The sequence below is a fragment of the Bradyrhizobium sp. ISRA430 genome, assembly GCF_029909975.1.
Classification (GTDB): Bacteria; Pseudomonadota; Alphaproteobacteria; order Rhizobiales; family Xanthobacteraceae; genus Bradyrhizobium.
In genome coordinates this window covers 5,679,183-5,702,411 of record NZ_CP094516.1, presented here as the reverse complement: position 1 = coordinate 5,702,411, position 23,229 = coordinate 5,679,183, and the positions used below count along the sequence as shown (strand labels likewise).

The 23,229-nt window shown below is 64.2% G+C and carries 23 protein-coding genes and 1 tRNA gene; 18 read left to right on the top strand and 6 right to left on the bottom strand.

From position 1 onward, the window contains the following. The first annotated feature begins 139 nt into the window (after positions 1–139). A complete protein-coding gene (nhaD, locus tag MTX21_RS27090) occupies positions 140–1,414 on the top strand; it encodes a sodium:proton antiporter NhaD (RefSeq protein ID WP_280967714.1) in 1,275 nt (424 codons plus the stop codon). A 40-nt stretch (positions 1,415–1,454) separates the two neighbouring features. On the opposite strand, the gene MTX21_RS27085 is transcribed toward nhaD, so the two are convergent. Together MTX21_RS27085 and MTX21_RS27080 are read right to left on the bottom strand one after the other, a co-directional pair. Beyond that, positions 1,455–1,688, bottom strand: a complete 234-nt coding sequence (locus tag MTX21_RS27085) for a hypothetical protein (RefSeq protein ID WP_280967713.1) — start codon at positions 1,686–1,688, stop codon at positions 1,455–1,457. Positions 1,689–2,259: 571 nt separating this feature from the next. Further along, positions 2,260–2,349: transfer RNA gene (locus MTX21_RS27080), tRNA-Ser, on the bottom strand. A gap of 134 nt (positions 2,350–2,483) precedes the next feature. Between MTX21_RS27080 and MTX21_RS27075 the strand changes: the two genes are divergently transcribed. After that, a complete protein-coding gene (locus MTX21_RS27075) occupies positions 2,484–3,347 on the top strand; it encodes an alpha/beta hydrolase (protein ID WP_280967712.1) in 864 nt (287 codons plus the stop codon). Between the two features lie 171 nt (positions 3,348–3,518). On the opposite strand, the gene MTX21_RS27070 is transcribed toward MTX21_RS27075, so the two are convergent. Continuing rightward, entirely contained in the window at positions 3,519–4,661 is a 1,143-nt protein-coding gene (locus MTX21_RS27070; RefSeq protein WP_280967711.1) for an ROK family protein, read from the bottom strand. A 337-nt stretch (positions 4,662–4,998) separates the two neighbouring features. Here MTX21_RS27070 and rplU point away from each other — a divergent pair, with 337 nt between their 5' ends. From rplU to MTX21_RS27055, 3 genes are all read left to right on the top strand, one after another. After that, positions 4,999–5,373 carry a 50S ribosomal protein L21 gene (gene rplU, locus MTX21_RS27065; RefSeq protein WP_027554524.1) on the top strand — a complete coding sequence of 125 codons (375 nt, stop codon included), beginning with the start codon at positions 4,999–5,001 and terminating at the stop codon, positions 5,371–5,373. A 102-nt stretch (positions 5,374–5,475) separates the two neighbouring features. Further along, positions 5,476–5,745, top strand: a complete 270-nt coding sequence (rpmA, locus tag MTX21_RS27060) for a 50S ribosomal protein L27 (RefSeq protein WP_027523579.1) — start codon at positions 5,476–5,478, stop codon at positions 5,743–5,745. Positions 5,746–5,871: 126 nt separating this feature from the next. After that, a complete protein-coding gene (locus MTX21_RS27055) occupies positions 5,872–6,465 on the top strand; it encodes a GNAT family N-acetyltransferase (protein WP_280967710.1) in 594 nt (197 codons plus the stop codon). A 211-nt stretch (positions 6,466–6,676) separates the two neighbouring features. Here MTX21_RS27055 and MTX21_RS27050 read toward each other — a convergent pair whose 3' ends face one another. Then, complete coding sequence (locus tag MTX21_RS27050; RefSeq protein ID WP_280967709.1) at positions 6,677–7,591, bottom strand: DMT family transporter; 915 nt, start codon at positions 7,589–7,591, stop codon at positions 6,677–6,679. A gap of 263 nt (positions 7,592–7,854) precedes the next feature. Between MTX21_RS27050 and MTX21_RS27045 the strand changes: the two genes are divergently transcribed. The 3 genes from MTX21_RS27045 (at position 7,855) to MTX21_RS27035 (ending at position 11,179) form a co-directional block, all read left to right on the top strand. Then, positions 7,855–8,337, top strand: coding sequence for a MaoC family dehydratase (locus MTX21_RS27045; protein WP_280967708.1), 483 nt, complete (start codon positions 7,855–7,857; stop codon positions 8,335–8,337). An 85-nt stretch (positions 8,338–8,422) separates the two neighbouring features. Next, positions 8,423–9,475, top strand: a complete 1,053-nt coding sequence (gene obgE / locus MTX21_RS27040) for a GTPase ObgE (RefSeq protein WP_280967707.1) — start codon at positions 8,423–8,425, stop codon at positions 9,473–9,475. A 69-nt stretch (positions 9,476–9,544) separates the two neighbouring features. Then, positions 9,545–11,179: an alkaline phosphatase family protein gene (locus MTX21_RS27035; protein ID WP_280967706.1), complete on the top strand. Its 1,635-nt coding sequence runs from the start codon at positions 9,545–9,547 to the stop codon at positions 11,177–11,179. Between the two features lie 167 nt (positions 11,180–11,346). Here MTX21_RS27035 and MTX21_RS27030 read toward each other — a convergent pair whose 3' ends face one another. Next, positions 11,347–12,312: a Bug family tripartite tricarboxylate transporter substrate binding protein gene (locus MTX21_RS27030; protein ID WP_280967705.1), complete on the bottom strand. Its 966-nt coding sequence runs from the start codon at positions 12,310–12,312 to the stop codon at positions 11,347–11,349. Positions 12,313–12,503: 191 nt separating this feature from the next. Between MTX21_RS27030 and proB the strand changes: the two genes are divergently transcribed. The 10 genes from proB to MTX21_RS26980 all read left to right on the top strand — a co-directional run bounded on the left by proB (position 12,504) and on the right by MTX21_RS26980 (position 22,358). After that, on the top strand, positions 12,504–13,625 hold the full coding sequence (proB, locus tag MTX21_RS27025; protein WP_280971167.1) for a glutamate 5-kinase: 1,122 nt from the start codon (positions 12,504–12,506) through the stop codon (positions 13,623–13,625). A 278-nt stretch (positions 13,626–13,903) separates the two neighbouring features. Next, complete coding sequence (locus tag MTX21_RS27020) at positions 13,904–15,199, top strand: glutamate-5-semialdehyde dehydrogenase (RefSeq protein ID WP_280967704.1); 1,296 nt, start codon at positions 13,904–13,906, stop codon at positions 15,197–15,199. A gap of 60 nt (positions 15,200–15,259) precedes the next feature. Then, positions 15,260–15,862 (top strand): nicotinate-nucleotide adenylyltransferase, encoded by a 603-nt coding sequence (locus tag MTX21_RS27015; protein WP_280971414.1) that lies wholly within the window; start codon positions 15,260–15,262, stop codon positions 15,860–15,862. A 206-nt stretch (positions 15,863–16,068) separates the two neighbouring features. Further along, a complete protein-coding gene (rsfS, locus tag MTX21_RS27010) occupies positions 16,069–16,425 on the top strand; it encodes a ribosome silencing factor (protein ID WP_091893134.1) in 357 nt (118 codons plus the stop codon). A gap of 100 nt (positions 16,426–16,525) precedes the next feature. Next, entirely contained in the window at positions 16,526–17,008 is a 483-nt protein-coding gene (gene rlmH / locus MTX21_RS27005; protein WP_280967703.1) for a 23S rRNA (pseudouridine(1915)-N(3))-methyltransferase RlmH, read from the top strand. Between the two features lie 31 nt (positions 17,009–17,039). Continuing rightward, positions 17,040–18,350 (top strand): peptidoglycan DD-metalloendopeptidase family protein, encoded by a 1,311-nt coding sequence (locus tag MTX21_RS27000; protein ID WP_280967702.1) that lies wholly within the window; start codon positions 17,040–17,042, stop codon positions 18,348–18,350. Next, positions 18,347–19,702 (top strand): S41 family peptidase, encoded by a 1,356-nt coding sequence (locus MTX21_RS26995; protein WP_280967701.1) that lies wholly within the window; start codon positions 18,347–18,349, stop codon positions 19,700–19,702. Before MTX21_RS27000 ends, MTX21_RS26995 begins: the two co-directional genes overlap by 4 nt. Before the next feature lie 158 nt (positions 19,703–19,860). Then, entirely contained in the window at positions 19,861–21,081 is a 1,221-nt protein-coding gene (locus MTX21_RS26990; RefSeq protein WP_280967700.1) for a divergent polysaccharide deacetylase family protein, read from the top strand. A gap of 73 nt (positions 21,082–21,154) precedes the next feature. Beyond that, positions 21,155–21,661 carry an RNA pyrophosphohydrolase gene (locus tag MTX21_RS26985; protein WP_280967699.1) on the top strand — a complete coding sequence of 169 codons (507 nt, stop codon included), beginning with the start codon at positions 21,155–21,157 and terminating at the stop codon, positions 21,659–21,661. A gap of 196 nt (positions 21,662–21,857) precedes the next feature. Next, positions 21,858–22,358 (top strand): RNA pyrophosphohydrolase, encoded by a 501-nt coding sequence (locus tag MTX21_RS26980; protein ID WP_280967698.1) that lies wholly within the window; start codon positions 21,858–21,860, stop codon positions 22,356–22,358. Between the two features lie 455 nt (positions 22,359–22,813). Here MTX21_RS26980 and MTX21_RS26975 read toward each other — a convergent pair whose 3' ends face one another. Then, positions 22,814–23,221 (bottom strand): F0F1 ATP synthase subunit epsilon, encoded by a 408-nt coding sequence (locus tag MTX21_RS26975; RefSeq protein WP_280967697.1) that lies wholly within the window; start codon positions 23,219–23,221, stop codon positions 22,814–22,816. Positions 23,222–23,229 lie beyond the last annotated feature (8 nt).

Here is a 23,229-nt window from a genome sequence, read left to right as displayed (position 1 = left end):
GCGGGCGCTTCCCGTCGAAGGTCAACTTCCCTGATGAGCTGAGCTAACTATTGGACGACTATTTGGCCGCTGCAACTGGCCGCATGGCCGCACGAGCTCCGATGAAGCATAGAGGGGCGGCACAATAAGAGGATCTGTCTTGCTCGTCGCACTCGTCGTCATTTTCGCCCTCGCATACGCCGCCATTGCTTTCGAGCATCCGATCGGCGTCAGCAAGTCCGCTTCCGCGCTGCTTGGCGCCGGTCTGCTGTGGACGATCTACGCGGTTTCGACCGGAGATCACGAACGCGTCGGCCATGAGCTGAACGAAACCGTGGCCGTGACGGCGCAGATCGTGTTCTTCCTGATGGGCGCGATGACGATCGTCGAGGTCATCGACGCGCACGACGGCTTCGAGATCGTCACCTCGCGGATCCGGACACGCAGCCTGACCGCGCTGCTATGGCTGATCTGCCCTGTCACGTTCGTCCTGAGCGCCATCCTCGACAATCTCACGACGACAATCGTCATGGTCTCGCTCATCCGGAAGATCATCGACGCCGAATCGGATCGGCTGCTGTTCGCGTCCATGATCGTGATCGCGGCGAACGCCGGCGGCGCCTGGTCGCCGATGGGAGACGTCACCACGACGATGCTGTGGATCGGCGGCCAGGTCACGGCCGTCGGGATTGTGCAGGCGCTGCTCCTGCCCTCGCTCGTCAACCTGATCGTTCCGCTGCTCGTCGCCGGAGGCTGGCTCGCGGGGCGTCCCTTCGCCCCCGCCGGCGGCTTCGGCGCTTCGGAGACCCCCGCGTTCGAGCGCAAGCTGATGTTCGGCTTGGGATTGGGTGTTCTGGTGCTGGTTCCGGCGTTCAAGCAAGTGACGCACCTGCCGCCGTTCATGGGCATCCTGTTCGGCCTGGGACTGCTTTGGCTGGTGGGCGAGTTCGTTCACAAGCGGAAGGATCCGGATGCGAAACATCGAGTCACCGTCGCCCATGCGCTCACGCAGATCGACATGAGCTCCATCGTATTCTTCGTCGGGATCCTGTTCGCCGTCGCGACGCTGGAGCACTCGAAGATTCTAGCCGCTCTTGCGGGCTGGTTGGACGAGACAGTCGGCCGGCAGGACGTGATCGTTCTCCTGCTTGGACTTCTCAGCGCCATCGTCGACAACGTTCCGCTCGTTGCCGCCGCGATGGGCATGTACGATCTGGCGCGGTTTCCCGCCGACAGCTTCCTCTGGGAGTTCATCGCCTACTGCGCCGGCACCGGGGGCTCGATCCTGATCATCGGCTCGGCCGCCGGAGTGGCGGCGATGGGAATAGAGAAGATCCGGTTCGGCTGGTATCTGCGAAAGATCAGCGGCCTCGCGCTGCTCGGATATTTCGCCGGAGCGGCGGTCTACATCATCCAGTACAGGCTGATGTCCTGAACTCTCGTTGTTCCCGGCTTCCTCAACAAGGTGTTTCCGATCATTGGGTTCTTGCCGTGCCCGACTTGCTCCGGCCTGTTTTCTTCGGCTGTTCTTTCTCGATCCTTTGCGGCGGAAGGTGACCTGGTTCAGTCGTCTTGCCTGAATTGCTGCGATTTTCGTTTTGTTGGTTTGCGTCGGTCTTTTGCCGCGCCAATTCGCGATCAATCACTTCGCGAGATCCCTCCGCCGGATCCCGCTGGGAAATCGGAGGCTTTTGGTTCGCTCCGCTCATGGGCATCTCCCAATCGTTCAGGTCCCCGTTCGACCAGGCGCGACAACCGCCTGCCTCCCCATCCTCGGCAGGAATCTCAATCGCGGTCTCGCGCGGCCACCCATTCAGATTGCCCCTGCAGACTGCCCCTCGCAGACTGCCCCTTGAAACAACGACCCCGCCGGTTACCGAAGTAACCCGACGGGGCTTGTGAACTGATCTTTGCTTTCACTTGCCATTCTTTTTAGTTTGGCTTGTTTCCGCATCGACCGCTCACTGTCCTCCCAACCGCTCGCCGCGGCGGACGTTCCCCTTACCGACAGATTTTAGATTCGGGGATCCGCCGTTATTTTCTTTCGCTGCCTGTTCTGTCTCTGTGGGGCCGCTGCTGTTCAACAGGCGATGGTACTGTTGCGTGATCAACTTGTGGCAACGGCACGAGGCCTTTGCGATCTATGATGAAGATCACCACTCGCGAAGACTCGATCGGACCTGTCCTGGCCGAAACAGCGCGCTTTGCTTTCGGATGCTTGCCGGTCCAGCGGCTACTCTCGGCTCTGAATATCCGAGGCTCCGTCCACGGGGCGATTTATGGCGGAGAGGGAGGGATTCGAACCCCCGATAGGCTTGCACCTATGCCGCATTTCGAGTGCGGTGCATTCAACCACTCTGCCACCTCTCCTTTGGGTGCCGATGAGGGGCAGGAACCCCCGTGGTCGGGGCGTGTAATAGGCGAGGATGGCGGGACAGACAAGGCGCGAAAGGCGAAAATCCGCCGCTCGTCTCACCCTCTCCGTCATCCCCAGGGGAACTGCCATGGAGCATCTCGCGATCACGGCCAATGGCGCTAACTTTCACCTGGTTCACACCGGCCGGGGCAAACCACTGCTTTTGCTGCATGGTTGGCCGGAATTCTGGCTGACCTGGGAGCCGGTGATGACGCGGTTGGCAGACCGCTTCATGCTGATTGCGCCGGATCTGCGCGGCTTCGGCGACAGCGACAAGCCGGATGGCCCGTATGGTCCGGATGGCCACGCGACCGACATGCTAGCGCTGATGGATGGGCTCGGCATCACCCGATTCGGCGTCGTCGGTCATGACGTCGGCGGCGCCGTGATGCAGCCCTTGGGGCGGCAGGCGCCGCAGCGGCTCAGCGGGCTGTTCTTCTTCGATTTCGTCTACCCCGGCATCGGACCGCGCATGGCAGCGCCTGACCGGCTCAACCACATCTGGTACCAGTCCTTCCACCAGATGGAGATCGCGCCGCGGCTCGTCGGCGCGAACCGCGAGACCTGCCGTCTCTACATCAGCCACTTCCTCAAAGATTGGGCCCACCGCAAGGAGGCCTTTGATGACGTCCTCGACGCCTTCGCCGACAACTTCTTCAAGGAGGGCAATCTCGCCGGTGGCTTTGCGCATTATCGTGCCGCGCATGCAGCCCGAATCAAGATGATGAAGGGCGAGGCGCTGCCGCTGCCGCCGATCACCGTGCCGACCTGCGTCCGCTGGGCCGAGCACGATCCACTGTTTCCCTATGCCTGGGCCGATCGGCTGGGCGAGACCTTTGGCGATCTCGACCTTGCGATGTTTCCGGACGTCGGACATTTCCCGCATCGCGAGAATCCGGACCGCGCGGCGGCGGAGATCGCGGCATTCTTTCAGCGGATAGGCTGGCGCTGACCCCAAAACGGGTGGGACCGCCAGACGCGGTAAACACTGGCGGTCCCGTGCCGCTCATTGAAATGCTAGCCGGGAAGGGCGGCTTCGCCGGCCAGGTGAAGCGACGATTCGACCCTAGCGTGCGGCCGCTGCCTCGCAACGCAATCCGTCCCTTAACCTAACCAGTCAAGGTTACTCCTTGTCGTTCTTGTTGTCGTTTTTGCCCTTTTTCTTGCCGTTCTCCGTAGAGTCCCGGTCTTTGCCGTTGCCGCCGTCCTTGCGGCGGTTGGTGAAGCGCGCGTTGCCAAGTCCGGTGCCGATGGTGAGCACGCCCCAGCGATCGACATCCTGCATAAACGGCACTTCCGAAAGGCCCTGAACCACGCCGTCATTGTGCATCAGGATCGCGGTGTCGTGCTCGCCGATCTGCGGAATGCCTTCGATCAGACTCGCCGGCAGGTTGAATTTGCTGCTCTGCCAGTTGCCCGGCAGGTTCTGCGCGCCCTTCTCGATGGAACCGTCCTCGTTGATCACACCGGGACAGGCGATGCCGATAAACGGCGCAAGCTTCAGCCTCTCGCTGTCGGCCTCTTCGATCAATCCCTTCAGCATCTTCGTCAGCCCCTTCACCGTGCCTTCGCGGGTGGCCTCATCGTCGGCATGACGCCACAGCTCGGACTTCCAGACCGAAGCTTTCGACAGGTCCTTCGCCTTCTTCCAGGAGGTTTCCACCACGCCGCAGCGGATATTGGTGCCGCCGATATCGACGGCGAGAATGGCGTCGTAACCCTCGAAAATCCAGGACGGCGCCAGATGCAGCGCGCCGAGCAGGCCGGCCTCGTCCGGATGGTGCCGGATCGGCCGCATGTCGATCTTGAAGCCCTCGGAGATCAGGATGATCTCGGTGCGCGCGATCGCGAGTTCGCCGAGCCTGGAATCGCGAAAGCCGCCGCCGACCACGATCCGCTCCGTCTTGGCCCATGCCTTCGACTTGAGGAACCGGCGCGTGACATGGGCGAGCTCCTGGGCAAATTCCTCGATCGCGCTGTGCACCACGGCCGACGCCTCGGTGTCGTCCCCAACCAGCATCTCATCCAGCGTCTTCTTGCTGATGTTCTCCGACGGCTCCTTGCCGAACGGGTCCTCCCCGGTCTTGCGCAGCGGCTTGCGCCAGCGGTCGAGGATCTCGCGGAATGCGCCCTTGCTGGCGCGGTCGCCGAGAAAGCCGTCCTCGTCCTTCATCTCGATGTTGAAGCTGTCGACATCCACCGACGGCAAGCGGCTTGCGCCGTGGTTGGCGATGCCCGTCGTCTTGACCAACTCGTCTGTTGCCATGGGAGCCCTTGCCCGCTCGAAATACCGGGGACAACGGTGGGGGAACCCGTTGGTTGCAGCGAAGGCCGATTATCCCTGGCCAGGTCCGGAGCCGTGAAAGACGGCCAAATCCCTCAGATTCGGGCCGTTTTCGGCCCGGTTTTCCTTGACTCGCGTCCTTAAGCCGCTATAAGTCCGGCCATCCGGCGCGGGAGTTCTCGCGCCGCTTGCTTTTGCGTGGTTTTTTCAATGGGATAACCCCACCGCGCAAAAATCGTAAACCCATAGCGACTGACAAAAAGCCGACCCGGACGCATGCGCGTCTCGAGGCCGGGATTGAACACGAAGGAAGAAAACGATGTTCGCAGTCATCAAAACCGGCGGCAAGCAGTACCGTGTCGTTCCGGATGATGTCTTGGAAGTTGGCAAGATCGCCGGTGAAGTCGGCACGATCGTGCAGTTGAATGAAGTTCTGGTGGTCGGCGGCGACACGCCGGTCCTGGGCGTCCCGACGGTTGCCGGTGCATCCGTTGCGGCCGAGGTGCTCGACCACAAGCGTGGCCCGAAGGTCATCGCGTTCAAGAAGCGCCGCCGCAAGAACTCGCGCCGCAAGCGCGGCTACCGCGACGAGATCACGGTGCTGCGCGTCACCGAGATCCTGACGGACAACGCCAAGCCCACCAAGGGCCCGCGTCCGAAGAAGGAAAAGGTGGCGAAGGAAGCCGCCGAATAACCAATCGTGATCACGCCAATTCACGAATTGATGCGTGAGAAATTGTGAAATGATTCCGTCAAGGAATTGATCTAGAGATACGTAGGATTTCGGAGACGAGCCATGGCTCACAAAAAAGCAGGCGGTTCATCGCGCAACGGACGCGATTCAAAGGGCAAGCGCCTTGGCATCAAGGTGTTCGGCGGGGAGCATGTGATTCCCGGCAACATCATCGCACGTCAGCGCGGCACCACCTGGCATCCCGGCCTTAATGTCGGCATGGGCACGGACCACACTCTGTTCGCCAAGGTGGAAGGTCGTGTTGCGTTCCAGGCCAAAGCCAACGGCCGCACATTCGTATCGGTGCTTCCGATCGCAGAGGCGGCTGAATAGACGGCGGATCAAATTGGAGTCCGCCGGGTCCTGACCAAACCGGCGGAGTCCACAAATAGGCTCCAGGGGAGGCGGGAAACCGGCCTCCCCTTATCTTTTGACTTAGTGACTTTGACGGAGCCGAAGATGTTGCAGGATTTTTCGAGCGTGACCTTGCGCGAGGCGAGACCGAGCGTCGTCGCCACCGAGCGGCTGACGCTGCGCCGCCCGACGCTCGCCGACGTCCGGACCATTGCCCAGCTCGCCAACGACCGCCGCATCGCGGAGAACACCCGCCGCCTGCCGCATCCCTATTCGGCTGACGATGCCGTCGAGTTCGTCCGCGCCACCGCCGAGCTCGGCAGCGAGACCGTGTTCCTGATCGAGCACGACACCACGCCGGTCGGCATGGTCGGCATCGATTGCTCGACATCAGACAATGCCGAGCTCGGCTACTGGCTCGGCGTCGAGCACTGGGGCCGGGGCTTTGCCACCGAGGCGGCGCGCGGCGCGATCGACTTCTTCTTCGAAGAGTTCGATGACGACCACCTCTATGCCGGCGCGCGCGTCACCAATCCGGCCTCGCGCAACGTGCTGGAGAAGTGCGGCTTCCAGTGGAGCGGCGTCGAGCTGCACCGCTTCCTGGCGCTGGGCTCCTCCACGCCGGTCGACTGCTTCCGCCTCTCGCGCGGCGTGTGGTCTTCGCTGAAGAGCTGGAGCAGCGCGAGAAGGGTGAGGTAAGGGCGCAGGCCACGCGACAATCACGGATGAGGCAGGCAGAATCGCCGCCACATTTACTAGCGTCGTCCCGGCGAAGGCCGGGACCCAACCACGACTGCTTGTGGCGCGAAGACTCCCACTCCGAGTCTTCGCCAAACTTCTCCCTGTGGGTATGGGTCCCGGATCTGCGCTGCGCTTGCCCGGGACGATGACCGAATTATTTGGCGCGGCCTTACACCGGCGGATTCACCTGCTCGTCCTGCCGCCCCAAATCGCGCTCGCGCAAATAAATGTAGAGGCCGGCGCCGATGATGATGGCGGCGCCGATGATGGTGGCGACCTGCGGCACGTCGCCGAACACGGCGAAGCCGAAGATCACGGCCCAGACGATCATCGAATATTGATAGGGCACGACGACGCTGGCCGGCGCCAGCTTGAGCGAACGGTTGACGCAGAACAGCGCCGTTACCGAGACACACCCCGCCAGCGCGAAGATGACGAGGCTGCCCCTGGTCGGCGGCACCCAGTGAAATGCGGACAGCGCCGCGCCCAACAGGAACGTGCCGACAAATTGCGAGGACGCCATCACGATGTCGGGCGTCTTGCGCAGGCTGCGCGTGATCAGCATCAACGTCGCGAACGACAGACTGCCGCCGAGCGCGATCAGCGCCGGCAGGCTGATCGTTTGCGCTGAGGGGCGCAGCGCGATCAAGACGCCGCAGAAGCCGACCAGGATCGCCGTCCAGCGCCGCCAGCCGACTTTCTCGCCCAGGAAGAGCGCCGACATCGCTGTGACGAAGATGGGACCTGCGAGATAATAGGTGATGACGTCGGCGAGCGGCAGGTAAACGGTGGCAAGGAAGAACGCCGCCACCTCCAGCGTCGACAGCGTGACGCGAAAGAGCTGTAGCCACGGCCGCTCCAGGCGCAGGAAATCATGACGCTGCCGCCAGATCAGCGGCGACAGCACCAAGAGCGCCGCACAGGCGCGCAGCAACAGAAGCTGCCCCACCGAATAGGTCGCCACGATGAACTTGCCAATGGCGTCGCCGAACGAGAACAGGAAGATCGACAGCAGCATCAGCGCGATGCCGGCCAAGCGCGCGGAGCGGTCGTCGTAGGCGGAGAGATTCTTGAAGAGGGGCATTGCTGTCGTTCGTGGAAAGCCGTCATTGCGCGCGAAGCGGAGCAATCCAGTCTGTCTCTGCGGACACAGACTGGATTGCTTCGTCGCAAGGGCTCCTCGCAATGACGCGGAGGACGCGTCAGGAAGCGGCGAATGGACTCGCTTGCGGTTGTTTTAATGGCGCAGGCGCACGGGACAAGCCCGCGGCGAACGAATTGAACGGATTGTCGCACCCTTCGCATCGCGGTAGCGATGGGTGGTCCACCGACGAAAGAGCGCCAGACATGAGCGAGTTCGACCCGACCCAGCACCGCATGATCCCCACACAACGCTGGTTTGAGGATTTCGTGGTTGGCGAGCGCTTCGTGCTGCCGAGCCGCACCCAGACATCAGCGGTGTTTGCGGCGTTCCAGACCGCGAGCGGCGACACCCACCCGGTGCATTACGATGTCGAATATTGCCGCGCCCGCGGCATGCCGCATCTGCTCGCGCATGGCTTTCAGACGCTGATCCACACCGCGCCAGGGGCGGGGCTGTTTCCGTTCATGGTCGAGGAGTCCCTCGTCGGCTTCCTCGAGCAGTCGAGCCGGTTCCTCAAGCCCGTGTTCGCCGACGACACCATCTATCCCGCGCTCGAGGTCACCGAACTCGTGCCGCGACGCACGACCGGTGTGGTGACGCTGACGAGCACCGTGTTCAACCAGCACAAGGAGCTGGTGCTGGAGGGCACGCAGAAATTCCTGATCCGCCGCCGGCCGGCGGGTTAAGCACGGGACGAAAATCGCGGAATTTCGGCCGATTCACGGGCAAGTTCGGGTTGCCGGGCGTGTCCGGCTGGCCTACCTATGATCCATGAAATTCCTCGACGAAGCGAAGGTCTATATCCGCTCCGGTGACGGCGGGAACGGCTGCGTGGCGTTCCGCCGCGAAAAGTTCATCGAATTCGGCGGTCCCTCCGGCGGCAATGGCGGCCGCGGCGGCAATGTCGTCATCGAGGTCGCCGACGGGCTGAACACGCTGATCGACTACCGCTACCAGCAGCATTTCAAGGCCCAGAAGGGCGAGAACGGCATGGGCTCGGACCGCCACGGCGCCAACGGCAAGTCGATCGTGCTGAAGGTCCCGGTGGGCACACAGGTGTTCGACGAAGACCGCGAGACGCTGATCCACGACTTCACAAAGGTCGGCGAAAAATTCGTGCTCGCCGAAGGCGGCAATGGCGGCTTCGGCAATGCGCATTTCAAATCGTCGACCAACCGCGCCCCGCGTAACGCCAACCCCGGCCAGGTGGGCGAGGAGCGCTGGATCTGGCTACGGCTGAAACTGATTGCGGACGCCGGCCTCGTCGGCCTGCCCAATGCCGGCAAGTCGACCTTCCTCTCGAAGGTCAGCGCGGCAAAACCAAAGATCGCCGACTATCCCTTCACCACGCTGCATCCGCAGCTCGGCGTCGTGAATGCCGACGGCCGCGAATTCGTGCTGGCGGACATTCCCGGTCTGATCGAGGGTGCGCATGAAGGGGCCGGCCTCGGCGACCGCTTCCTCGGCCATGTCGAGCGCTGCCGCGTTCTGCTGCATCTCGTCGATGCGACCTGCGAACATGCCGGCAAGGCCTATAAGACGGTGCGAACCGAGCTGGAGGCCTATGGCGGGCAGCTCACCGACAAGATCGAGATCGTCGCGCTGAACAAGATCGACGCGGTCGAGCCGGACGAATTGAAGAAGCAGAAGGACCGCTTGAAGCGTGCCGCCAAGAAGACGCCGCTGCTGCTCTCCGGCGCCACCGGCCAGGGTGTCAAGGAAGCGCTGCGCGCACTTGCCGACGTGATCGGCGAGAGCCCGGTGTCGAGCAAGGCCAAGAGCGCGGCCGAAGCGGAGCCGTGGTCGGTCGACGTCGAGCGTTGAGTCCGGCCCGCTTGTCTTCGCTGGCGCGATAGCGCAGCATCAAACAATCAAGAAAAGCAGGGGCGAAGCATGGCGCGCGCGAAAAACGTTCTCTGGATCATGTGCGACCAGCTTCGCTACGACTATCTCGGCTGCACCGGCCATCCCTCGCTGAAGACGCCCAACATCGACGCCATGGCCAAGCGCGGCGTGCTCTTCACCAATGCCTATGTGCAGTCGCCGATCTGCGGCCCGTCGCGGATGTCGTTCTACACCGGACGCTACATGCGCTCGCACGGCTCGCACTGGAACGGCTGGCCGCTGCGCGTCGGTGAGCCCACCCTCGGCGACCACCTCAACAGGATCGGCGTGCGCAACGTGCTGGTCGGCAAGACCCACATGGCGCCCGACCTCGAAGGCATGAAGATGCTCGGCATCCCCCCGGAGTCGATCATCGGCGTCCATGTCGCCGAATGCGGCTTCGAGCCCTATGAGCGCGACGACGGCCTGCACCCCACGGGACGCCCGAGACCGAAATACGACGAATATCTGCGCCGGCAGGGATTTGAGGCGACGAATCCCTGGGAGCACTGGGCCAATTCCGGCGCGGGTGATGACGGCGCCTTGCAGAATGGCTGGCTGCTGGTGCACGCCGACAAGGCCGCGCGCGTGCCGGAGGAACATTCCGAGACGCCCTATATGACGCGGCGCGCGATGGATTTCATCAGCGAGGCCGAGACCGACGGACGGCCGTGGTGCCTGCATCTGTCCTACATCAAGCCGCACTGGCCCTATATCGCGCCCGAACCCTATGCCAGCATGTATTCGACGGCGGACATGATTCCGGTGATCCGCTCCGAACGCGAGCGGCAGAACCCGCATCCGGTGTTCGGCGCCTACATGGACATGCGCTACTCCCGCAACATGGCGCGCGACGACGCCCGCGAGAAGGTGATCCCGACCTATATGGGCATGATCACCCAGATCGACGACCAGATGGGCGTGCTGATGAAGTTTCTGGAGGAGCACGGCCTGCTGGACACGACCATGATCGTGTTCACCTCCGATCATGGCGATTATCTTGGCGATCACTGGATGGGCGAGAAGGACCTGTTCCATGAACAGTCGGCGAAGATTCCGCTGATCATCATCGATCCGTCGAAGGAGGCAGACGCCACGCGCGGCACACGCAGCGATGCGCTGGTCGAGGCCATCGACCTTGCACCGACCTTCGTCGATTATTTCGGCGGCAAGGTGCCGGCGCATATCCTGGAAGGGCGCTCGCTGCTGCCGCTGCTGCGCGGCGAGAGGCCGTCAGACTGGCGCAAGGTGGCATTCTCCGAATACGACTATGCCATGCAGGATGTGCGGCTGAAATTGAACCAGCCGATCGAGCGTTGCCGCCTGTTCATGGTCTTCGACGGCCGCTGGAAATACATCCACGCCTCCGGCTTCCGCCCGATGCTGTATGACCTCGAAACCGACCCGCAGGAATTCGTCGATCGCGGCGACGATGGCGAATGCGCCGGCATCATCGCGCGGCTCCAGGCGGAGCTGTTCGACTGGGCGCTGCATCCCAACGATCACATCACCACCCCCCGCGAGAAGATCGCGGCCTACGCCGACAACCAGCTCCAGGTGAAGGGCGGCATTCTGATCGGCATCTGGGACGAGAAAGAGCTCGCCGCGATCCGCGACGGAATCGAGCAGCGCGCGAAGATGTGAGTCTTTCCTCGCCTCTCCCCGCTTGCGGGGAGAGGCCGGATCGCATCGAAAGATGCGATCCGGGTGAGGGGGAGCCCCCGCGAATCCAACTCTCACTGTGTTTGCGGAAGCAGCCCCTCACCCCGACCCTCTCCCCGTAAGAACGGGGAGAGGGAAAGAGCAGCGCCTCAATTCTCGATCTTGTATCCCGTCGCCTTCACGATCGGTTGCCAGAACGCGGTATTCGCGGCGAGCTCTTGAGCCAACCCGTCCGCCGTGCTGCCAACCGGAATCAGACCGATCGCAGTGAGCCTCTCCTTCACCTCGGGCTTGGCAAGTGCGGCACCCGCGGCTGCGCTGAGCTTGCTTGCGAACTCCGGCGGGCTGCCAGCGGGAAGCCACATGCCGTACCAGGCGTCCGCGACGAGATCGATGCCGCTCTCCTTCAGCGTCGGGACATCAGGCGCGAACGGCGACCGCGCCGCACTCGACACAGCGAGGATCGTCACGCCCTTGGCGCGGTGCTGCGGCAAGGCATCGGCCAGCGTCGTGATGCCGAACGGCATATGGCCGCCGATGAGATCGTTGAGAATCGGCGCGCTGCCGCGATAGGGCACACGGCTCAGGGGAATGCCGAGGTCCTTCTCGAGCTTCGAGCCCATGAAATGCGGGATCGTGCCGTTGCTCGGCACGCCAAATGTCGCTTTGTCGGGATGCGCCTTCAGCCAGGCGACGAATTCCCCAAAATCCTTGGCGGCGATGGCCGGGCCGATCACGAGCGCGAATTCGAACCGGGCCAGCAGCGACACCGGCATGAAATCCCTCGCCGTGTCGAAGCTCGGCGTCGTCTCCACCATCGGCAGCAGGTACATGGTGGGGCCGGTGGTCACCAGCACCATGCTGCCGTCGGCGCTCGCGCCCTTCACCGCCTTGATGCCGATCAGGCCGTCGCCGCCGGTGCGGTTCTCGACCACGATGGTCCGTTGCAGCACTGGGGCCATTTCCTGCGCAACCAGCCGGCACAGCGTGTCGCCGCCCGCGCCTGCCGCGAACGGGAAGATGATCTTGGTCAGCCCGGCCTGGGCTTGCGTGGCCCCCGCCTGCGCCAGCAGCGGCAGTCCGAGACATCCGGCCATGAACTTGCGGCGATCCATTCGTTTCCCCCTTTTGGCTCGTTGTGGTTGGCGGCATTAGAGCCTGCCCGGCGCCCGGCAAGGCCGACAATGGTGCCGTTGACCGTGCCGGCCGCCTTGCGCCGGCCATCGTCCTGCTGCAAAAGCAGGCCTCATCGGCGCCGGCTTTTTGGTCCGCCGTTATCATTCCCGAGCTATTCGTCGCACGCGCCATGGCCAGCCCGCAACTCAGTCAATTCCGCCGCATCGTCGTCAAGGTCGGCTCCGCGCTGCTGGTCGATTCCGACAGGGGCGAGGTACGCGCAACCTGGCTGGCCGCGCTCGCCGACGACATGGCCAAGCTGCACCACGAGGGCCGCGACGTCCTCGTCGTCTCATCCGGCTCGATCGCGCTCGGCCGCAGCCGGCTGAAACTGCCGCGCGGCCCGCTGAAGCTTGAGGAGAGCCAGGCGGCAGCCGCCGTTGGCCAGATTGCGCTCGCCCGCATCTGGTCCGAGGTGCTCGGCGCGCACGGCATCGGTGCCGGCCAGATTCTGGTGACACTGCAGGATACCGAGGAGCGCCGTCGCTATCTCAATGCACGCTCCACCATCGGTAAGCTCCTGGAGTGGCGCGCCATCCCCGTGATCAACGAGAACGATACGGTCGCCACCAACGAGATCCGCTATGGCGACAATGACCGCCTCGCCGCGCGCGTCGCCACCATGGCAAGCGCGGACCTGCTCGTGCTGCTCTCCGACATCGATGGGCTTTACGATGCCCCGCCGAAGAACAATTCGAACGCAAAGCTCATCCCCGTGGTTGAGAGCATCTCCTCGGAGATCGAGGCGGTGGCCGGTGACGCCGAATCGGAATTGTCGCGCGGTGGCATGCGGACCAAGGTCGAGGCGGCCAAGATCGCGACCACAGGCGGCACGCACATGCTGATCGCCTCGGGCAAGATCGAGCATCCGTTGCAGGCGATCGCCGATGGCGGCCGCTGCACCTGGTTCCTGACCCCAGCCAACCCCATCACCTCGCGCAAGCGCTGGATCGCGGGCTCGCTGGAGCCGAAGGGCACGCTGACCATCGACGCCGGCGCGGTCGCGGCGCTGCGCGCCGGCGCCAGCCTGCTGCCGGCCGGCGTGATCAAGGTCGAGGGCCAGTTCGCCCGCGGCGACGCGGTGATCGTGCGCGGCCCCGACGCCAGCGAAGTCGGCCGCGGCCTGATCGCCTACGACGCCGAAGATGCCGAACGGATCAAGGGGCGCTCGTCCCCGGACGTGATGACGATCCTCGGCATCAGCGGCCGCTCGGAGATGATCCACCGCGATGACCTGGTGGTGGGCGGGTAGGCCCGCAGCTCCGTCATTCCGGGATGGTCCGAAGGACCAGACCTCCGAGCGCAATTGCGCTTCGGGGAAGCTCGAGATTCCGGGTTCGATGCTTCGCATCGCCCTGGCATGACGTCGCAAGGAAGGCATGGATGGCCGGGTCATGCCCGGCCATGACGAGAACTGGGCCATTGGCCGAGCCCAGGCCCACCAATCGGAGCCCAGCCATACCCTCCTCGCGCTTCGCAGCCGCGGGATTTCCGTGCTAGGACACGCCCTTAGCAGAAGGTTGAACCGCCATGGCCGCTCCCCTCAAAGCCCTCGACGGCAACGCCGATCTCCAGGCGCTGATGTCCGATCTCGCCGCCAAAGCCCGTGCGGCCGCGCGCGTGCTGGCGTTGGCGCCGCCGGAGCAGAAGAACCGGGCGCTGGAAGCCATGGAACGGGCGGTCCGCAACAACGCGGCGGCCATTCTCGCCGCCAATGCCGAGGACGTCGCGGAGGCCCGCGCGTCCGGCAATATGACCTCCTCTTTCATCGACCGCCTGACGCTGACGCAGTCGCGCGTCGACGGCATGGCCGACGGCATCGCCATCGTGCGCGACATCGCCGATCCGGTCGGCGTCGTCACCGAAAGCTGGCGGCGGCCGAACGGCATGACCATCGAGCGTGTGCGCGTGCCGCTCGGCGTCGTCGGTGTGATCTTCGAGAGCCGGCCCAATGTCGCCGCTGATGCCGGCGTGCTGTGCCTGAAGTCGGGCAATGCTGTGATCCTGCGTGGCGGTTCCGACAGCTTCCGCTCCTGCCGCGCGATCCATGAATGCATGGTGCAGGGCCTGCGCGAAGCGGGTCTGCCGGAAGCCGCGATCACGCTGGTGCCGACGCGTGACCGCGCGGCGGTCGGCATGATGCTGTCCGGACTGAACGGTGCGATCGACGTGATCGTGCCGCGCGGGGGAAAGAGCCTCGTCGCGCGCGTCGAAGCGGAAGCGCGCGTGCCGGTGTTCGCGCATCTCGAAGGCGTCAATCACGTCTACATCGACGTCAGCGCCGATCTCGCCATGGCGAAGTCGATCGTGCTCAACGCCAAGATGCGGCGCACCGGCGTCTGCGGCGCGGCCGAGACGCTGCTGGTCGACCGCGCGGGCGCCGCAAAGAGCCTGAAGCCGCTGGTGGAGATGCTGATCGACGCCGGCTGCGAAGTGCGCGGCGACGATACCGTGCAAAAGATCGACGCGCGCGTAAAACCTGCGAGCGAGGATGATTGGGACACCGAATATCTCGACGCGATCATTGCAGCGAAAGTGGTCGACGGCGTCGACGGCGCGATCGCGCACATCCAGAACCACGGCTCGCATCACACCGATGCGATCGTGGGCCAGGATGAGGCGGCCGCGACGAAATTTTTGAGCGAGGTCGACTCCGCGATCGTGCTGCACAACGCCTCGACACAGTTTGCCGATGGCGGCGAGTTCGGCTTCGGCGCAGAGATCGGCATCGCCACCGGCCGCTTTCACGCCCGCGGCCCGGTCGGCGCCGAGCAGTTGACGAGCTTCAAATATCGGGTCCACGGCACCGGGCAGACGCGGCCGTAACGTCGCGAGGCGCGGGCATTGAGCAACAAATTCGTCGTGCCGCGTTTCCTGGCGCAAGCGATCCCGCCCCACACGCAGGGCATGCGCATCGGCCTGCTCGGCGGCTCGTTCAATCCGCCGCATCAGGCCCATCGCGCCATCAGCCAATTCGCGATCAAGCGCCTGCAGCTCGATCGCGTGTGGTGGCTGGTGACGCCCGGCAATCCGCTCAAGGAGAACGGCACGCTGCATGAGCTCGGCGCGCGCATGCAGGCGGCACGCGATGTCGCGAGCGATCCGCGGATCGAGGTGAGCTGTCTCGAAACCGTCATCCGTACGCGCTACACTATCGACACGATCAACACCTTGCGCCGCCGCCTCAGCGGCTTGCGCTTCGTCTGGATCATGGGCGCCGACAATCTCGCTCAATTCCATCGTTGGCAGGACTGGCGGCGCATCGCCGCCCAGGTGCCGATGGCAGTCATCGATCGCCCGCCGCAGAGCTTTCGCGCCCTCGCTTCGCCCGCCGCCCAGGCGCTTGCGCGCTATCGCGTGCCCGAGGCAGAGGCCGCATTGCTCGCAGATCGGCCGGCGCCGGCCTGGGTCTTCCTCACTGGGTTGAAACTGAGCCTGTCCTCAACCGGCCTGCGGAACCCGGACGGAAGCTGGAAAGGTACGAAGTGAGACACAGTTGGAACGGAGTGTGCAGGTAGGGCTCTCTGGCATATTGAAACCCTTAACCCCACATGATGTAGTGTAACCGGTGAGCGTCGGATTCGGCGTTCGCGATACAGTGAAAGGAATGGTCCCTGGCCACGTCTGTATTGTCCAAGTCTGTTTTACCCAAGGTAGCGAAACCGACGCGTAAAACATCGACCAAAGCTGCGGCCTTGAAGGCGCAACCCGACGCCGACAAGACGCTGAGCCTGATCCTCTCCCGCCTCGAGGATATGAAGGCGGAAGAGACGGTCACCATCGACCTTCGCGGCAAATCGACGTACTCCGACTACATGATCGTCACCACCGGCCGGGTCAACCGGCACGTTGGCGCGATCGCGGACAACGTCACGAAGGGCCTCAAGGAAAACGGCATCAGGAACATCCATGTCGAGGGCTTGCCCAATTGCGACTGGGTGCTGATCGATTCCGGCGATGTGATCGTGCACGTGTTCAGACCCGAGGTCCGTGAGTTCTACAATCTCGAGAGATTGTACACGCAGGGCCCTGGGGCGGCGAAGGCGATCTAGAGGCTTAAAGAGCCGATTTCGAATCGGCTGACGCGCATGCTAGCGTCGTGCGCGCGCGTGGTGCGCGCGCGGTCTGAAAACGCGGCTGCTAGAAGACGTCATGCGTGTTGCTGTCATTGCGGTGGGCCGGTTGAAGCAGGGCCCCGAGCGGGAACTTGCGGACCGCTATTTCGAGCGGTTCGACGAGGTCGGCCGCAAGCTCGGTTTTCGCGAGCTCACCGTCCACGAAATTTCCGAAAGCCGCGCGCGCGATGCGGCGACGCGAATGGCGGAAGAGGCCGCGGCGATCGCAGCGCACATTCCGGACAAGTCGATCCTGGTGGCGCTGGACGAGCGCGGCCAAAATCTCGAGTCCACCGTATTCGCGCGGAATCTCGGGCGCTGGCGCGACGAGGGCGCCGCTCATACTGTCTTCGTGATCGGAGGGGCGGACGGACTTTCGCCCGAATTGCGCCGTAAGGCCAAGCTCGCGATCGCATTCGGCTCGGCGACCTGGCCGCATCAAATGGTCCGCATCATGATTCTGGAACAGCTTTATCGGGCCGCAACCATCCTGGCCGGCCATCCCTATCACCGCGCGTGATCCGCGCCCGGACGAAACGATTCCTAGACTGATGCAGCGCGCGCCGAGCCTCACTGTGTTGCTGATCGCGAGCTTCGCCGGCGCAAGCCTCGCGCAAGCCCAGACGGCGACGCCGGCACCGCAGGCCGCGGCCCTCTCGTCAGACACGATCAAGCAGCGCGAGCAGGAGCTGGAAGCCGCCCGCGCGCAGCAGAAAAGTGCCGAGGAGGCTCAGGCCAAGCTCAAGGCCGAGATCACCGCCCTTGGCCAGGATCGCACGCAGCTCAATCAGCAGTTGATCGATACCGCCGCCAATGTGCGCACGATCGAGACCAAGATCGACGAGGCCGAGGCACGGTTGCAAAACCTGAACGGCCGCGAGCAGGAGATGCGCGCCTCGCTCGATTCGCGCCGCGCCGACATCGTCGAGGTATTGGCCGCACTGCAACGCGCCGGCCGGCGCACGCCGCCTGCGCTCTTGGTCCGCCCCGAAGATGCGCTGCAATCACTGCGCACCGCCATGCTGCTCGGAGCGGTGGTGCCGGAATTGCGCGGCCGCGCCGAAAGACTCGCAGGCGAACTCGGCGAGCTCGTCAATCTGCGCAAGGCCATCGCCACCGAGCGCGATCAGCTCGCCGTCGACCGCGACAAGATCCGCAACGACCAGACCCGGCTCACGGCCCTGGTCGACGAACGGCAGCGCCAGCAGGCGTCGCGGGAAAAGGACTTCGACGCCGAAAAGACGCGCGCCATCGCACTGTCCAGGCAGGTGGGTGATCTCCAGGGCCTCATCGCCAAGATGGAGCAGGACCTGCAAAGCGCCGCCAAGGCGGCTGAGGCCGCAAAGCAGGCCGCGGCGGCCGCCAGCGCCAAGTCCGGTCCGGCCGCTTTCAAGGACCGTTCCCGGACGAGCCCGGCAATCGCCTTCGCTTCGGCCAAAGGCCTGCTGCCTTTACCGGTTAACGGTAACAAGATCAGGGACTTTGGCGGTTCCGACGGTGTCGGCGGCGTGCAAAAGGGCATTTCGTTGGCGACCCGGCCCGGCTCCCAGGTCACGACGCCGTGTGACGGCTGGGTGGTCTATGCCGGCCCCTTCCGCAGCTATGGACAACTCTTGATCCTCAATGCCGGGGGCGGGTATCATGTCCTGATCGCCGGGATGGAGCGCATTTCGGTCAACATCGGACAGTTTGTGCTCACGGGGGAGCCGGTCGCGACCATGGGGTCGACATCCCAAGTCGCCTCCATTCTCGCCACTAACGCGAGTCAACCTGTGCTGTATGTCGAGTTCCGCAAAGACGGCACTCCAATCGATCCAGGCCCATGGTGGGCCGCAAATGAAGGCGAGAAGGTTCGCGGATGATGCGCAAGACTTCAGTAATTCTTCTCAGCGCGGCCACCGGTGCGGCGCTGACGCTGTTCGTGACCCAGCCGCGCGCGGTGTTCATGGGCTCGAGCGCACGGGCCGCAACCGCGGACACCTATCGCCAGCTCAATTTGTTCGGTGACGTCTTCGAGCGCGTGCGCTCCGACTATGTCGAGAAGCCCGACGACACCAAGCTGATCGAGTCCGCCATCAGCGGCATGCTCACCGGCCTCGATCCGCATTCGAGCTACATGGACGCCAAGAGCTTCCGCGACATGCAGGTGCAGACCCGTGGCGAGTTTGGCGGCCTCGGCATCGAGGTCACCATGGAGGACGGCCTGATCAAGGTGGTCTCGCCGATCGACGACACCCCGGCTTCGCGCGCCGGCATCATGGCCAACGACATCATCACCAATCTCGACGACGAGGCGGTACAGGGACTGACCCTGAACCAGGCGGTCGAGAAGATGCGCGGTCCCGTCAACACCAAGATCAAGCTCAAGATCATCCGCAAGGGCCAGGACAATCCGATCGACGTCACGCTGGTGCGCGACAACATTCGCGTCCGCTCGGTGCGTGCGCGCGTCGAGGCCGACGACATCGCCTATATCCGCATCACCACCTTCAACGAGCAGACCACCGAAGGTCTGAAGAAGGAGGTTGCGAACCTCTCCAACCAGATCGGCGACAAGCTGAAGGGCTTCATCATCGACCTGCGCAACAATCCGGGCGGCCTTTTGGAAGAAGCCGTCACCGTCTCCGACTCCTTCCTGGAGAAGGGCGAGATCGTGTCGACCCGCGGCCGCAATGCCGAGGAGACCCAGCGCCGTACCGCCCATGCGGGCGACCTGACCAAGGGCAAGCCGGTGATCGTGCTGATCAACGGCGGCTCGGCCTCGGCCTCGGAAATCGTCGCCGGTGCGCTGCAGGACCACAAGCGCGCGACCATCGTAGGCACGCGCTCCTTCGGCAAGGGCTCGGTGCAGACCATCATCCCGCTCGGCTCGGGCAACGGCGCGCTGCGGCTGACCACGGCGCGCTACTACACGCCGTCGGGCAAGTCGATCCAGGCCAAGGGCATCGTGCCCGACATCGAGGTGCTGCAGGACGTGCCGGATGAGCTGAAGTCGCGCACCGACACCAAGGGCGAGGCCTCGCTGCGCGGGCACCTGAAGAACGACGGCGACGAGAAGACCGGCTCGCAGTCCTACGTCCCGCCGGACGCCAAGGATGACAAGGCGCTGAAGATGGCCGACGACCTCCTGCACGGCATCAAGAACAGCGCTTCGGCGGCGCCGGCTCCGGGCGGCGACAAGGCCGCGGCCGACAAGCCCAAAGCGGCGAACTGAGCCGGCAAACTAAGGCAACCACGATAACTGTCGAAAAGGGCGGCTCCTGGAGCTGCCCTTTTTGCTTGGACTTCCTCACCGCGTCCCCCGGCCAATCCCGGCCTGCCGCCGCTTGACCGCGGCGTGGTATCGTCGGCTTGAGTGATTCGGGATCGCGCATGACTGAGACGGCCGATGATCTGAGCGCCCCGCTCGGACAGGATACGCCGCGCCGGAAACGCCGGCTGCGGCTGCCGTTCACCTTCATGCAGGCCTTGGCCGTCCTGCTCGGCCTGTTCCTGGTGACCTTTGCCGGCTTCGCCATCTTCAACAAGGATCCGCTCGGCGGCGAGCCGATGACGCGGATCGCGATCCGCGATCCGAAAGCCAGCGACGACAAGCCTGCGCCGGCCACCGCTAGCCAAGAAAACAAACACGAGAGCAAGCACGAGACCAAGGAGGCACCGAAGCAGGCCCCGGGCGAGCAGAAGACCGTCACCATGATCGACGGCTCCACCGGCACACGCCACGACGTGGTGATCGGCGGTGGCGACGACGCGGGCGACAAGGGCGCGGCGTCCGCCCCGCCGCCCGTCATGGCCGGGATCGACCAGAAGCTCTTGGAGAAATCGCGCTACGGCATGATTCCGGTCGTTGCTGACGGAGTGAAACCGTTCAACGTCTATGCGGCGGATGCCGACCGCGCCAAGGCCGCCAAGATGCCGGTGGTCGCGATCGTGATCGGTGGCCTCGGCGTCGGCGCGGCCAAGACCACCGATGCGATCATGAAGCTGCCGTCGGCGGTGACGTTGGCTTTCACGCCCTATGGTTCAGATCCCGGCAAGCTCGCCGAACGCGCGCGCGCGCAGCGCCACGAGATATTCCTGCAGATCCCGATGGAGCCCTACGACTTTCCCGACAATGACCCGGGGCCGCAGACCCTGCTGACTTCGCTTAGCCAGGACCAGAATCTCGACCGCCTGTATTGGCATCTGAGCCGGATGCAGGGCTATGCCGGCATCACCAATTTCATGGGCGCGCGATTCGTCGCGACGGACGCGGCGATGCAGCCGATCATCCGCGAGGCGGCCAAGCGCGGGCTCGGGTTCTTCGACGACGGCTCCTCGCCGCGCAGCATCGCGCCCCAGGCTGCAGCCGGCCAGTCGATGCCGTTCGGCAAGGGCGATATCGCCCTCGACGCGGTGCCGACCCCGACCGAGATCGACCGCGCCCTGAACAAGCTCGAATCGGTCGCGCGCGAGCGCGGCATCGCCGTCGGCACCGCCTCGGCGCTTCCGGTCTCGATCGAGCGGATCGGCGCCTGGATCAAGACGCTGGGCGACCGGGGTATCCTTTTGGTGCCATTGACAACCGCGATGCTGAAATCAAAATCCAGCTAAATCAATCAATTGGTTCGGCGCGGGTCTTGGCGGTCCGGCATGCCTGCCGGCAGAATGCGAGAGGTTTGGCGGAATGGCACGTTACGAGGATCTGCCCTACCGAACCTGCGTCGGTGTGATGTTGATCAACAAGAATGGGCTGGTTTTCATCGGCCGCCGCGCAGGCGGCATCGAGCATGTCGACGAGGGACATGTCTGGCAGATGCCGCAAGGCGGCGTCGATCCCGGCGAGGACACCTGGGAAGCCGCCAAGCGCGAGCTCTATGAGGAGACCAGCGTGCGCTCGGTGGAGCGGCTCGGCGAGGTTCCGGACTGGCTGATCTACGATATTCCGCGCACGGTCGCCGGCCGCGCCTGGAAGGGACGCTACCGCGGCCAGCGCCAGAAATGGTACGCGGTGCGCTTCACCGGCAAGGACAGCGAGATCAACGTCGAACATCCCGGCGGTGGCGGCCACAAGGCGGAGTTCGTGACCTGGCGCTGGGAGCCGATGAAGAACCTTCCCGGGCTGATCATCCCGTTCAAGCGCCCGGTCTACGAGCGCGTGGTGAAGGAATTTTCCGCGCTGGCGGATGAGTGATCGGCTTACCGGTCGCCGCGCTCTCGCTTGTCATCCCCGCCTTGTGCGCAATTGCGCACTGGCACGGGGATCCATAACCCCAGGGCGAAGTCGTGCGGCAGGTATCGACCACGAGGTTTCAACCAACGACCGCCTGTGGTTATGGATTCCGAGCTCGCGCTCCGCGCGCCCCGGAATGACGACAAGGGATCTGCAAGTGACCAATCAAAAGCCCTACCGTCCCAACGTCGGGATCGCCCTCTTCAACGCCGATGGCCGCGTGCTGATCGGCCATCGGTTCAAGGGCGATGGCCCCGAGATCATCTTGCCCGGCCTTGACTGGCAGATGCCGCAGGGCGGCGTCGACGAAGGCGAGAACCTGCGCGACGCGGCGCTGCGCGAGCTCTGGGAAGAGACCAGCGTTACCAGCGCCGACTATCTCGGCGAGACCGATTGGTTCACCTACGAATTCCCGCCCTATGACGGGCCTCACACCCACCGGCTGGCGAAATTCCGTGGCCAGCGCCAGAAATGGTTCGCGTTGCGCTTCACCGGACGCGAGGAGGAGATCGATCCGCTGACGCCGCGCAACGGCCAGCCCGCCGAGTTCGACGCGTGGCGCTGGGAGGCTCTGGATCGCGTCGCCGATCTCGTCGTGCCGTTCCGGCGCGAGGTGTATCGCGCGGTCGCGGAGCAGTTCGCAGCGTTCGCAAGATAAGACCGGCGAGTCCGCCGGTGCCACTTCACCTCCCCCGCTTGCGGGGACTTCTGATTGACTCGATGTCATTCCGGGGCGCGACGAAGTCGCGAGCTATGATGCGCAATTGCGCATCAGAGAAATCCATTCATCCACGTACTCTACGGCCCGATGGATTCCGGCTCCCTCGCTCCGCTCGGGCCCCGGAATGACGGAATGGACGGTCGGAGTCACAACGCTAGCCGATAGTTCGTCGGCCCCATCATGAAGGGGCCGATCGCGATGACGTGGCAATCGCTGGCGCGCTTGGCGCAGTCAGCCAGTGCCGCATTGACGGCGGTCTGCTCGTCGGCGGCCTTCAGGCCGAGGCCCGGCCGGCAGGGTGCAACAAAGTTTCAGCGCCCGCCACGGTAGTGACGAGCGCTGATTCTGTTCAGAAATCTCTTGTTCGGCCCCGGAGCGCGGTGCCCCGGGGCTTAGTGCATAGCCGTCGTGTTGAGCTCGTGCTGGATGCTCTTGAAGTGGTCGAGGCGTTCGATCGCCTGGTCCAGTTCGGAGCCCTCCTTCTCCTTCAGGCCCTCTTCCATCTCCGAGATGGTCTCGGCGAACTGGGCGCGGTCGAGCTCGGCCAGCGAGGTCGCGACGTCGGCGAGCACGGTCAGGCGGTTCTCGGAGATTTCGGCGAGACCGCCGAGCACGATGATCTTCTCGTGCTTGCCGCCGGTGGTCACGGTGAGAATGCCTGGACGGATCGCAGCCACGACCGGCGCATGACCCGCCAGCACGCCAAAGTCACCCTCGACGCCGGGGATGTCGACCTGATCGACCTCGCCCGAGAATGCGAGCTTTTCCGGAGAGACGAGATCGAAGTGGAAGGTGGCCATAAGAAACC

Coding starts and splice junctions, on each gene's coding strand:
- rplU (WP_027554524.1), top strand. CDS start 4,999: ATGTTCGCAGTCATCAAAACCGGCGGCAAGCAGTACCGTGTCGTTCCG.
- MTX21_RS27075 (WP_280967712.1), top strand. CDS start 2,484: ATGGAGCATCTCGCGATCACGGCCAATGGCGCTAACTTTCACCTGGTT.
- MTX21_RS27085 (WP_280967713.1), bottom strand. CDS start 1,688: ATGAGCGGAGCGAACCAAAAGCCTCCGATTTCCCAGCGGGATCCGGCG.
- MTX21_RS27050 (WP_280967709.1), bottom strand. CDS start 7,591: ATGCCCCTCTTCAAGAATCTCTCCGCCTACGACGACCGCTCCGCGCGC.
- MTX21_RS27000 (WP_280967702.1), top strand. CDS start 17,040: ATGCAGCGCGCGCCGAGCCTCACTGTGTTGCTGATCGCGAGCTTCGCC.
- MTX21_RS27020 (WP_280967704.1), top strand. CDS start 13,904: ATGGCCGCTCCCCTCAAAGCCCTCGACGGCAACGCCGATCTCCAGGCG.
- rpmA (WP_027523579.1), top strand. CDS start 5,476: ATGGCTCACAAAAAAGCAGGCGGTTCATCGCGCAACGGACGCGATTCA.
- proB (WP_280971167.1), top strand. CDS start 12,504: ATGGCCAGCCCGCAACTCAGTCAATTCCGCCGCATCGTCGTCAAGGTC.
- MTX21_RS26985 (WP_280967699.1), top strand. CDS start 21,155: ATGGCACGTTACGAGGATCTGCCCTACCGAACCTGCGTCGGTGTGATG.
- obgE (WP_280967707.1), top strand. CDS start 8,423: ATGAAATTCCTCGACGAAGCGAAGGTCTATATCCGCTCCGGTGACGGC.
- MTX21_RS27035 (WP_280967706.1), top strand. CDS start 9,545: ATGGCGCGCGCGAAAAACGTTCTCTGGATCATGTGCGACCAGCTTCGC.
- MTX21_RS26990 (WP_280967700.1), top strand. CDS start 19,861: ATGACTGAGACGGCCGATGATCTGAGCGCCCCGCTCGGACAGGATACG.
- MTX21_RS26995 (WP_280967701.1), top strand. CDS start 18,347: ATGATGCGCAAGACTTCAGTAATTCTTCTCAGCGCGGCCACCGGTGCG.
- MTX21_RS27055 (WP_280967710.1), top strand. CDS start 5,872: ATGTTGCAGGATTTTTCGAGCGTGACCTTGCGCGAGGCGAGACCGAGC.
- MTX21_RS26975 (WP_280967697.1), bottom strand. CDS start 23,221: ATGGCCACCTTCCACTTCGATCTCGTCTCTCCGGAAAAGCTCGCATTC.
- MTX21_RS27045 (WP_280967708.1), top strand. CDS start 7,855: ATGAGCGAGTTCGACCCGACCCAGCACCGCATGATCCCCACACAACGC.
- rlmH (WP_280967703.1), top strand. CDS start 16,526: ATGCGTGTTGCTGTCATTGCGGTGGGCCGGTTGAAGCAGGGCCCCGAG.
- MTX21_RS27070 (WP_280967711.1), bottom strand. CDS start 4,661: ATGGCAACAGACGAGTTGGTCAAGACGACGGGCATCGCCAACCACGGC.
- MTX21_RS27030 (WP_280967705.1), bottom strand. CDS start 12,312: ATGGATCGCCGCAAGTTCATGGCCGGATGTCTCGGACTGCCGCTGCTG.